Annotated in this window: 10 protein-coding genes and 2 pseudogenes; 8 read left to right on the top strand and 4 right to left on the bottom strand. The window is 71.9% G+C overall.

Annotation, left to right across the window (positions count from 1 at the left end):
• The 3 genes and pseudogenes from G6030_RS00645 to G6030_RS00635 all read right to left on the bottom strand — a co-directional run.
• A pseudogene (locus G6030_RS00645) lies at positions 1-573 on the bottom strand (hypothetical protein); the annotation flags it as partial.
• 138 nt (positions 574-711) lie between these two features.
• Positions 712-2,157, bottom strand: a complete 1,446-nt coding sequence (locus G6030_RS00640; RefSeq protein ID WP_182641868.1) for a protein adenylyltransferase SelO — start codon at positions 2,155-2,157, stop codon at positions 712-714.
• 40 nt (positions 2,158-2,197) lie between these two features.
• Positions 2,198-2,715, bottom strand: a pseudogene (locus G6030_RS00635) (SDR family oxidoreductase); the annotation flags it as partial.
• 2 nt (positions 2,716-2,717) lie between these two features.
• Between G6030_RS00635 and G6030_RS00630 the strand changes: the two are divergent.
• The 8 genes from G6030_RS00630 to G6030_RS00595 all read left to right on the top strand — a co-directional run bounded on the left by G6030_RS00630 (position 2,718) and on the right by G6030_RS00595 (position 9,100).
• Positions 2,718-3,245 (top strand): hypothetical protein, encoded by a 528-nt coding sequence (locus tag G6030_RS00630; protein ID WP_182641867.1) that lies wholly within the window; start codon positions 2,718-2,720, stop codon positions 3,243-3,245.
• A gap of 6 nt (positions 3,246-3,251) precedes the next feature.
• The gene (locus G6030_RS00625) at positions 3,252-3,494 is read left to right on the top strand and encodes a hypothetical protein (RefSeq protein ID WP_182641866.1); all 243 of its coding nucleotides are present in this window, start codon (positions 3,252-3,254) and stop codon (positions 3,492-3,494) included.
• 83 nt (positions 3,495-3,577) lie between these two features.
• Positions 3,578-4,141 carry a DUF2243 domain-containing protein gene (locus G6030_RS00620; protein WP_347238540.1) on the top strand — a complete coding sequence of 188 codons (564 nt, stop codon included), beginning with the start codon at positions 3,578-3,580 and terminating at the stop codon, positions 4,139-4,141.
• 6 nt (positions 4,142-4,147) lie between these two features.
• Positions 4,148-5,140, top strand: a complete 993-nt coding sequence (locus G6030_RS00615; protein WP_347238539.1) for a cytochrome c oxidase assembly protein — start codon at positions 4,148-4,150, stop codon at positions 5,138-5,140.
• Positions 5,119-5,337 carry a PLDc N-terminal domain-containing protein gene (locus tag G6030_RS00610; protein WP_182641865.1) on the top strand — a complete coding sequence of 73 codons (219 nt, stop codon included), beginning with the start codon at positions 5,119-5,121 and terminating at the stop codon, positions 5,335-5,337. The genes G6030_RS00615 and G6030_RS00610 overlap by 22 nt, the downstream gene beginning before the upstream one ends.
• Before the next feature lie 28 nt (positions 5,338-5,365).
• Positions 5,366-5,953 (top strand): bifunctional adenosylcobinamide kinase/adenosylcobinamide-phosphate guanylyltransferase, encoded by a 588-nt coding sequence (locus G6030_RS00605; protein ID WP_182641864.1) that lies wholly within the window; start codon positions 5,366-5,368, stop codon positions 5,951-5,953.
• Entirely contained in the window at positions 5,950-6,867 is a 918-nt protein-coding gene (locus G6030_RS00600; protein ID WP_347238538.1) for a dihydrodipicolinate synthase family protein, read from the top strand. Before G6030_RS00605 ends, G6030_RS00600 begins: the two co-directional genes overlap by 4 nt.
• Positions 6,868-6,925: 58 nt before the next feature.
• Positions 6,926-9,100, top strand: a complete 2,175-nt coding sequence (locus tag G6030_RS00595; protein WP_182641862.1) for a phosphatidylglycerol lysyltransferase domain-containing protein — start codon at positions 6,926-6,928, stop codon at positions 9,098-9,100.
• Positions 9,101-9,196: 96 nt separating this feature from the next.
• On the opposite strand, the gene G6030_RS00590 is transcribed toward G6030_RS00595, so the two are convergent.
• Positions 9,197-9,454 (bottom strand): HPr family phosphocarrier protein, encoded by a 258-nt coding sequence (locus G6030_RS00590; RefSeq protein WP_007629212.1) that lies wholly within the window; start codon positions 9,452-9,454, stop codon positions 9,197-9,199.
• Positions 9,455-9,577 lie beyond the last annotated feature (123 nt).

The following is a 9,577-nucleotide window of genomic DNA, read 5'->3' as shown; positions in this document are numbered from 1 at the left end:
CAGGCGCGGCCGGGTGTCCGGCAGGTCCTCGAGCAACTCGTCGTAGACCTGGTCGGGGGCCAGGGTCGAGGCGCGGACGACGCCCCGCAGGAGGCAGTCCGGGAGCACGCCGCTCAGCGGGTCCCCCGGCACGGACACCCAGTCGGTGCGCTCGGGGATCGGGCCGCGTCGCAGGCCGGCCACGCCCTGCCCGCCGGGGTCCGGGGTGCCGTCGAGCCAGCGGTCGCGCGGCCGGTACGGGTCGCCGATCATCCCGACGGCCACCACGCGGTCGAGGTCTTCCGGGTGGGCGTCCATCCAGTCGTAGATGACGCGCGTGCCGCTGCAGACGCCGATGAGCACGAGGGGGTCCGACGGGTGCAGGCGCACGAGTCGGCTGAGGTCGGCCACGCCGGCGGCGGCCGCGGATTCCCAGGTGTGGGATCGCCGCGGGTTCACCGTGCCCGGGGTGGGCCACTGCACCCTGACGGTGTCCCGGGCACCTGTCCATTCCGACAGGTTGTCGACGAACCGTCCGAGTATCCTCGAGGGCTGCCGGTAGCCGCCGTCGCTGTCCGCGATGAATATTCGCACTTCATGACCCCCAGGGCGCCCACCGGCGCTCCACGAGATTGATGTAACAACCTCAGTGTCATACGAATGGCTGACAAACGGCAGAGTCAATAAGTAAATGTTTCCTGTCAAGACGCCTGTACTGTAATGAGTTTCGCCTCAGGTTCCGCAGTAGGTGACGTGCTTTTCGGCGCCCGGAGGGGCCGGTTGTGCGTAGCGCTCGCGCCCCGGGCGCTCGGTGTAGGGATCGGTGACGACGACGAGGAGTTCGAGAAACGGGCCCATGTCCCCTGCCGTGGCCGCATCGAGGGCCTCTTCGACGAGGTGGTTGCGCGGGATGTAGAGCGGGTTGACCCGGTCCATCGATCCCCGGGCGGGTCCCAGGGCCCGCCATCTCGTCAGCCAGTCCTCCGCCAGGACGCCGACGTGCTCCCGGACCGGCGCGTTGTCGCCCGCCGCGGCCGCGCCGAGGGCGCGGAAGAAGCCGGTGTGGTCGGGCCGGGTGGCGTTGAGGAGCCGGGACAGCTCCTCGATCAGGTCGTCCGCCTCGGCGTCCGGGACCTCGGCCGACAGCCCCAGCTTGTCCCGCATCCCGGCCGTCCAGGCTCGCTGGTACCGCTCCGGGAAGGCGGTGAGGACCTCCGTGAGCAGGCGGACCGCCTCCTCCGGTTCGGGGTCGACGAGCGGCACGAGCGTCTCGGCGAAGCGGGCGAGGTTCCACTGCAGCACCGGCGGCTGGTTGGCGTAGGCGTAGCGCCCGCCGGTGTCGATCGAGCTGAACACGGTCGCCGGGTCGAAGGTGTCCATGAACGCGCACGGCCCGTAGTCGATGGTCTCGCCGGAGATGGTCGTGTTGTCGGTGTTCATGACGCCGTGGATGAACCCGAGCAGCATCCAGCGGGCCACGAGGTCGGCCTGGGCGCTGACGACGGAGGTGAACAGCTCCAGGTAGGGGTTCTCCGCGTCCGCGGCGTGCGGGTGGTGCCGGGCGATGGCGTGATCGGCCAGCCGACGCAGCAGCTCGCCGTCGTCGGTCGACCGCGCGAACTGGAACGTCCCCACCCTCAGGTGACTCGCCGCGACGCGCGCCAGCACCGCGCCGGGCAGCGGCGTCTCGCGGTACACGGTGGTGCCCGTGGCCACCACGGCGAGCGCGCGGGTGGTGGGCACGCCGAGGGCGTGCATCGCCTCGCTGATGAGGTACTCGCGCAGCATGGGGCCGACCGCGGCCAGGCCGTCGCCGCCGCGTGCGAAGGGGGTCCTGCCCGAGCCCTTGAGGTGCAGGTCGCGGCCGTCGGGCAGCTCGCCGAGCAGCAGCGCGCGCCCGTCGCCCAGCCGCGGCGAGTACCCGCCGAACTGGTGGCCCGCGTAGGCCTGGGCGACCGGCGTGGCGCCGACCGGCACGTGGTTGCCCGTGAGCAGGCGCACCCCCTCCTCCCCGCGCAGGTACTCCGGATCCAGGCCCAGCTCGGCGGCCAGCGGCTCGTTGAGGGCGAGGAGGCGCGGATCCGACGCCTCGGCCGCCTTCCACGGCACGCCGAGCTCGGGGAACCCGGTGGCGTACCGGGAACCGAGGGAGACGGGTGTTGCTGCCTGCAGGGTCATACCCCGACGGTACGTCCGTGCGCGGCTTCGCGTCAGACTGGAAGTACTGGGAACCGCCGTCGATGCTGATGTGCTCGGCGGTGATGAACTTCGACTCGTCGGACGCCAGGAACGCCACGACGTTCGAGATCTCCTCGGGCTCCGCCCAGGTCTGCTCGAGGAACGTCGAGCCCATGAGGTTGGGCGGCGGGTTGGACTCGCCGACCTTCTCCAACGTGCTCACCATGTCGCCGCCGCCCGTCGGGGTGGCCACGCCGCCGGGGTGGATGCTGCTGACCCGCACGTTCGTCGGACCGAGCTCGGCGGCGAACGCCCGCGCCTTGCCGACTAGCGCGTGCTTGGAGGTGGTGTAGTGGACCATGAACGGCTGGGTCTTCTTGCCCGCGTACGCCTGGTCAGGATGATTGACCCGCCGCCGGCCGCGATGACGTGGTGCGCGGTGGCCATCACCGTGTTCCAGACGCCGGTGACGTTGGTGTCGATGGTGGCGGCGAAGTCCTCCGGCGCGATGGTGTCCCAGATCTGCGGGGTGCAGATGCCGGCGTTGGCCACCACGACAGATGACAGGCATGTTCGACCTGCGGGTGGTCGCCACCAGCGACGAGGCCCGCGAGATGGTCGCCGACCACGAGATCGTGGGCGCCTTCGTCCTCCCCTCGGCCGAGAACCCCACCGCCACGGTGCTGACCAACCAGGCCGGCGGCAGCGCCGCGCAGCAGGTGGTCAACCAGGTCTTCACCCATGTCGCCGAAGCGCAGCGGTTGCCGATCGTCCCCGAGGACGCGGCACCGCTGCCCAGCTCCGACAGCGGCGGCACCGTGAGCATGTACGTCGCGACGGGCTGGGTCCTGTCCGGGTTCATGATCATCGTGGTGAGCGCCAACGCGGCCCCGGCCAGCCGCCCGCTGCGGACGCTGCTGCCGATCGTCGCGGTCTACGCGCCGCTCGTGGCGGCCCTGATCTGGCTCATCGGCCTGTTCGCCGTGTTCCCCGTGGTGGGCGTACTGATGTTCCTCGGCGTCCCCGCCACGAACGGCGCGCTGTCGATCTACATGGGGCCGGAGATCTTCCGCATCCTGCACGATTAACTGCCCATGCCCGCCGCCGTCGAGTCGATCCGGTCGATCCTCCACTTCGACGGAGACGTCGTGCCCGGTCATCTCCTGACCGTCGCCGTCTGGGGGGTGATCTCCCTGCTCGTCGTCATCGACCGCCTCAAGCCGCTGCGCACGACGATCGACCACCACACCCACCCGCCGACCCCACCGGTCGGCGAGGTGACCGCGCCCGGTGCCCGACCCGACGGCGACCGGGAACAGGAGCTGGTCCCCGCCTGACGGCGGCCACCGACGACCGCGCCCTCACCGGGGCGCGGTCGGTCGCACCGGTGGCCCGGCCCGGCAGGCGGCCCTAGCCTGTCGTGAGCACGACGATCCACCGCCGGAGGGTCCAGCCGATGCCCACGCCACCGAGTCCGTCACCCGACCTCGATCCCGCCGGCACGTCGCCCACGCCCGCGATCGGCCGGCGACTCGTCCTGTCGGGATTCCTCTTCGGCTGCGGTATCGCCGGCTCGGTCATCGACCTGTTCATCTTCCATCTGCTCCTGCAGTGGCACCACTTCTACGACCTGTCCACCGCGACGGTCGCCCTCGTGGCCGACGGCCTCTTCCACGGGGCCACGTGGCTTATCACCGTATGGGGCCTGTTCATGTTCGCCGACGTCCGTCAGCAGATCTCGGTCCCCTGGGGGCGATGGGCCGGGTCGGTCCTCGCCGGCATCGGCGTCTTCCAGCTGTTCGACGGGGTGGTCTTCCACAAGATCCTCGGCATCCACCAGATCCGCTACGGCGTGGACCTGCTCGTCTACGACCTCGTGTGGATCATCTCCGCGGTGCTCCTGCTGCTGATCGGGCTCGTCATCCTGCGCCGGACGAGGGCCGTCCCGCTGCGGGCCTCCGCCGCCAGGCGCCCCTGGGGCTGACCGGCCGTGGACTCCGGGCATCACCTGAACGGGCACACCGAACCTGCGGGGCACGCAGAACACGCCGGTCACCCCGGCCACGCCGAGGGCGACGGTCACGCCGGGCTCGGAACCGTCGGGCACGACGCGGCGGCCGAGTGGTGGCTCGCCGAACCGGCCGGGATCGCCGTCCTCGCCGTCGTTCTGGCCGCTTATCTCGCCGGCGTCCACCGGCACCGCGCACGCGGACCGTGGGCCCGGTGGCGCACCACCGCCTGGATCGCCGGACTCGCCTGCGTCGGCCTGGCCTGGGCCGGCCCGATCGCGGACGCCGCTCGTCACGACTTCACCGCCCACATGGCCGGGCACCTGCTGCTGGGCATGATCGGACCGCTGCTGCTGGTCCTCGCCGCGCCGGTGACACTCGCGCTGCGGACCCTCCCGGCTCCCGGCGCGCGGACCCTGTCGGCGGTCCTGCGCTCGCCGCCCGTCCGCGTGGTGACCCACCCGGTCGTCGCGGCCGGACTCAACGCGGGCGGCCTCTGGCTGCTCTACGCCACCGACCTGTTCGCGGAGATGCACAGCGCCCCGGCGCTGCACGTGGCGGTGCACGTCCACGTCCTGCTCGCGGGGGTGGCATTCACGGTGGCCATGATTGGGCCCGATCCCAACCCCCACCGCGCCTCCCTGCGTGTTCGCGCCACCGTGCTCGTGCTGTTCATCGGAGCCCACTCGATCCTGGGCAAGTGGCTCTACGCCCATCCACCGACAGGCGTGGACCCGACCGAAGCCCGCGTCGGCGCCCAGCTCATGTACTACGGCGGCGACATCGTGGACCTGGCCATCCTCGTTCTGCTGTTCGCCGGTTGGTATCCGGGCTCCCGCTTCCGCTCTCGACTGCTGCCCGGAAACCCTGCCGTCGGGCGCCGCCATCAGGGGATCGAGTGGCGCCGGGACCCTCTAGAGTCAGGTCACCACATCGACGGAGGAGGTCCGGCATGGCCCGGAAGAAGCGCCTGAGCGAACTGAGCGACGCCCAGCGGGCGGGCCTGTGGGCACTGGTCGCCCTGCAGGTCTCGCTCGCCGTGTCCGCATGGGCGGATCTGGCCGCGCGCCCGGCCGCGAAGGTCAACGGCTCCAAGGGGAAGTGGGCCGCGATCATCGTGGTCAACTTCATCGGGCCGATCCTCTACTTCACCCGCGGACGGCGAGAGTGACCGTGGCCGACCGGGGGCGGCGACGCTGATGCGAGTCCTGGTCACCGGCGGCGTGCGGTCCGGGAAGTCCCGGCACGCGGTGCGACTCCTCACCGGTGCCGACGCCGGTGCCGGTGCCGGTGCCGGTGCCGCCGACGCCGGTACCGCTGACACCGGCGCGGCGCCCGTGACGTTCGTGGCGCCGGGTCATCCCGCCGAGGACCTCGACGACCCCGACTGGGCCAAGCGCGTCGCCCACCATCGCGCCCACCGGCCCGCGGGATGGCGCACGGTCGAGTCCCCCGACGTGGCCACCGCCCTGCGCGAGGCGCCCGGTCCGGTCCTCGTGGACTGCCTGGGCACCTGGCTCACCGCGACGGTCGACGGCCTGGGACTGTGGGACGCGCCCGCCGACGAGGCCCGCGCCGCGGTCGACGAACGCACCGACGTGCTCTGCGCCGCGCTCAAGGACCGGACCGACGTGGTGCTGGTGACCAACGAGGTCGGCTCCGGCGTCGTCCCGCCCTACCGCTCCGGCGGGCTGTTCCGCGACCTACTGGGTGCGCTCAACCAGAGCGTCGCCGAGTGCTGCGACGAGGTGCACCTGGTGGTGTGCGGGCGGGTGCTGAAACTGTGAGCGATCGCGTGATCACGACCGCGACCACCGGCCTGAGCGCGTTCCCCCTCACCCCGCTGCGCGACGACCGTGTCGACGAGGGCGCCTTCGCCCGCATCGTCGAGCGATTGGTGCGCTCGGGGGTCGACTCGATCGGCGCCCTCGGCTCGACCGGCTCGTACGCCTACCTCGACCGGGCCGAGCGCCGCCGCGTGGCCGAGCTGACCGTTCGGCACGCGGGCGGAACCCCGGTGATCGTCGGCATCAGCGCGCTGCGCACCTCCCACGTGAGGGCCCTCGCCCACGACGCGCAGGCGGCCGGCGCCGCCGCGGTCATGCTCGCCCCCACGAGCTACCAGCCGCTCACCGCCGACGACGTGGTGGGCCTGTACACCGACGTCGCGACCGAGCTGTCCGTCCCGATGGTGGTCTACGACAACCCCGGCACCACCCGCTTCGACTTCACGCCCGAGCTCTACGCCCGTCTGACGGAGCTTCCCGCGGTCGCGTCGATCAAGATCCCACCGCCCCCGCCCGACGCCGAGGCCGCGCGCGAGCACATCGCGCGGCTCCGGGCGGCCGTCCCCGCGCGCGTCGGGTTGGGGGTGTCCGGCGATCCCTCGGCCGCCGCGGCGCTCCTCGGTGGCTGCGACTGCTGGTACTCCGTCCTCGCCGGCACGCTGCCCGACCCTGCCCTCGAGATCGCCCGCGCGGCGCTGGCGGGCGACAGCGGGGAGGCCTCCGCCGAGTCGGACCGGCTCGCCCCACTGTGGGACCTGTTCGCCCGGCACGGGAGCCTGCGGGTGGTGGCAGCCGTCGCCGAACTGCTCCGCCTCGCTCCGGACGACTGCCTGCCCCGTCCGCTCCTGGGTCTGCGGGGACGTGACCGGGCCGAGGTAGAGACCGTCCTGACAGCGCTGTCGCTCGCGAAATAACAACAGGTTCACCCCGGCGGGCTCATACTTGAGCCGTCCCCTCGCCGGAGGTCCCCTAGTGAGCACCGATCAGATCACCGAGAAGACCGACGACCCCGCCGCCCGGTCCCCCTTCACCACCGCCGGCCACGCGGTCGCCACCGCTGCGAGACGCCTGCCCGTCACCGCCGTGATCGTCGCGGCACTGCTGGTCACGGGCCTGGTCTTCGAGACCCTGTGGCGCAGCGCCCGCGACGCCTCCTGGTTCCCCGACGTCGCCTACGGCGTGCCCGCATTGGAGGGCGGTCGCTGGTGGACGCTGGCGACCGGGCCGTGGTTCGGGCTCACGCCGCTGCAGCACGTGTCGCTCCTCGTGCTGGTCGCGGCGGGGATCGGTGTGGGCGAATGGCGGCTCGGCCCCGCGCGGACGGCACTGGTGGCCGCAACCGGCCAGCTCATCGGCGTGCTCGGCGCGGTCGCGGTGATCGTGCCCGGGGACGCCGTCGGGTGGGAGTGGGCCACCGAGTTGTCCGTGCTGTTGGACGTCGGGTGCTCGACCGCGGTGATCGCTGTCCTCGCCGCCGCCACCGCCACCCTGGTCTCGCCGTGGCGGCTCCGGGCTCGCGCGGTGCTGTACGGCTACGTGATCGTGTCGTTCCTGTTCGTCGGGAGTCTGGCCGATCTGACGCACTTCATCGCCTTCGTGGTGTTCCTGTTCGTCGGGGAGCGGTTCTTCTCCCGCACCGAACGGGGTCTGGCGCCCCGGACCCGCCGGGAGACCCGACTGGTGGTCTCCGCGGGCATGTGGTTCATCGCCGCGGTCCACGTGGTGGTGTGGGTCTTGCCCTCGGACGGCCCCCTCGGTCCGACGGAGGCCGACGACGTGAGCCTGGCCGGCATGCTCCTGTCCGTCCTCATCGCCGCCGCGACCGCCGAGCTTCTCCGCCGCGGGTACCGGCTCGCGTGGGGCGTGGCCCTGGCGTACGCCGTGGTCACCGCGACCGCCACCCTCGTCGTCACCACCCTGGTCGTCGCCGCCGACTTCGAGTCACTCGGCGCGGTCACCCTCGGCACCGGCCTCCTGTGGATCGGTGAGGCCGTCCTGCTGGTGGTGGGCCGGGGCGCGTTCGGCGTGCGGATCCGGCAGCGCGTCACCGGCTCCGGCGTGCACTCGGACGAGGTGGTCGATCGCGTCCGCGAGCTCATCCGGCGCCACGGCGGCAGCACGATGTCGTGGATGATCACGTGGCAGCCGATGAACTACTTCTTCGGCGGCGGCCGGGACGACGCGACCGGCGATCCCGACGGCGTCGTGGGCTACCGCATGCACGTCGGCACGATCATCGCCCTCGCCGATCCCGTGGCGGACCCGGCAGACCGCGACACACTCCTCGCCTCGTTCGTCGATTTCGCCGAGGCCCAGGCCGCGGTGCCGTGCCTGTTCTCGGTGTCGGGCGAGACGGCCGAGCGGATGCGCGCGCACGGCTGGCGGGCGCTGCAGATCGCCGAGGACACCATCATGGACCTGCCGGACCTGGAGTTCAGCGGGAAGAAGTGGCAGAAGATCCGCACCGCCATGAACAAGGCCACCAAGAGCGGCACGACGTTCGTCTCGGGGCTGCTGCGCGAGCAGCCGGCGTCCGTGCTGGCGCAGGTTCGGGAGATCTCCGAGCAGTGGGTCGGGGACAAGGAGCTGCCGGAGATGGGTTTCACCCTGGGGACGGTGGAGGAGGCGCTCGACGACGACGTGCGCATCGCCCTGGCCGTCGACTCGGGCGGGGTCGTCCAGGCCGCTCTGTCGTGGCTGCCGGTCTACCGCGGTGGCCCCGACGGCGGCGTGCGCGGCTGGACGCTGGACCTCATGCGTAAGCGGAACGGCCCCGGCGCGAACAACATGGTCGAGTTCCTCATCGCCCGATCGGCGCTGCAGTTCAAGGAGGAGGGCGCCGATCACGTCTCGTTGTCCGGTGCCCCGTTAGCTCGCAGTGGGGACGACGACGACGAGGTGGCCGCCCTCGACCGCGGACTCGATCTGCTGGGTCAGGCGCTCGAGCCCTACTACGGGTTCCGGTCGCTGCACCACTTCAAGAGCAAGTTCAATCCGAGGATCGAGCCCGTGTATCTCTGCTTCCGGGACGAGGCGGATCTGCCTCGGATCGGTGTGGCGATCGGTCGGGCGTACCTGCCGGGCGCGACGACCCGCCAGCTCGCGACACTCGCCCGGTCGGGCACCTCGGAGACCGTGGACGTCTAGCCTCCGCCCTGCGCCCCCGCCGAGAAGAGGATTTCGCGCATCGCTTCTCGCGCGATACAGGCGAGTTCCTCCGCTCGGCGGGGGCGGGCGAGACGGTCAGTCGGCGTCGAGGTCCTGCTCGATGAGGGCGGCGATCTCGGCCACGGCGTCGGCGTCGTCGCCGCTCACCGTGACCTCGGCGCCCTTCTCCGCGCCGAGCGCCATGATGAGCATGGCGGAGGCGGCGTCGGCCTCCTCGCCGTCGAAGGTGATCTCGATGTCGGTGTCGTACTTCTCGGCGGCCTCGGCGATGATGCCGGCCGGGCGGGCGTGCAGGCCCTCGGCCGATCCGACGATGACGGTGGTGCTGGCCATGGTGTCTCCTCCTGTGGGGTGAGTGGCGGGGGCGCGGGGGTCGGGCCTTGCCGCCATCGTGCAGGGCGGGCGGTCAGGCCGCGACCGGCTCGGCCCCGGCGGTGGTCGGGGCGGGGTCGCGGC

The sequence above is a fragment of the Dietzia sp. E1 genome (genome assembly GCF_014145015.1).
Lineage (GTDB): Bacteria > Actinomycetota > Actinomycetes > Mycobacteriales > Mycobacteriaceae > Dietzia > Dietzia cinnamea_A.
This window is presented reverse-complemented; position numbering and strand designations above follow the sequence as displayed.

Bases quoted from the DNA above. Each gene is read 5' to 3' on its own strand.
- G6030_RS00640 (WP_182641868.1), bottom strand. From the start codon at position 2,157: ATGACCCTGCAGGCAGCAACACCCGTCTCCCTCGGTTCCCGGTACGCC.
- G6030_RS00630 (WP_182641867.1), top strand. From the start codon at position 2,718: ATGACAGGCATGTTCGACCTGCGGGTGGTCGCCACCAGCGACGAGGCC.
- G6030_RS00625 (WP_182641866.1), top strand. From the start codon at position 3,252: ATGCCCGCCGCCGTCGAGTCGATCCGGTCGATCCTCCACTTCGACGGA.
- G6030_RS00610 (WP_182641865.1), top strand. From the start codon at position 5,119: ATGGCCCGGAAGAAGCGCCTGAGCGAACTGAGCGACGCCCAGCGGGCG.
- G6030_RS00605 (WP_182641864.1), top strand. From the start codon at position 5,366: ATGCGAGTCCTGGTCACCGGCGGCGTGCGGTCCGGGAAGTCCCGGCAC.
- G6030_RS00590 (WP_007629212.1), bottom strand. From the start codon at position 9,454: ATGGCCAGCACCACCGTCATCGTCGGATCGGCCGAGGGCCTGCACGCC.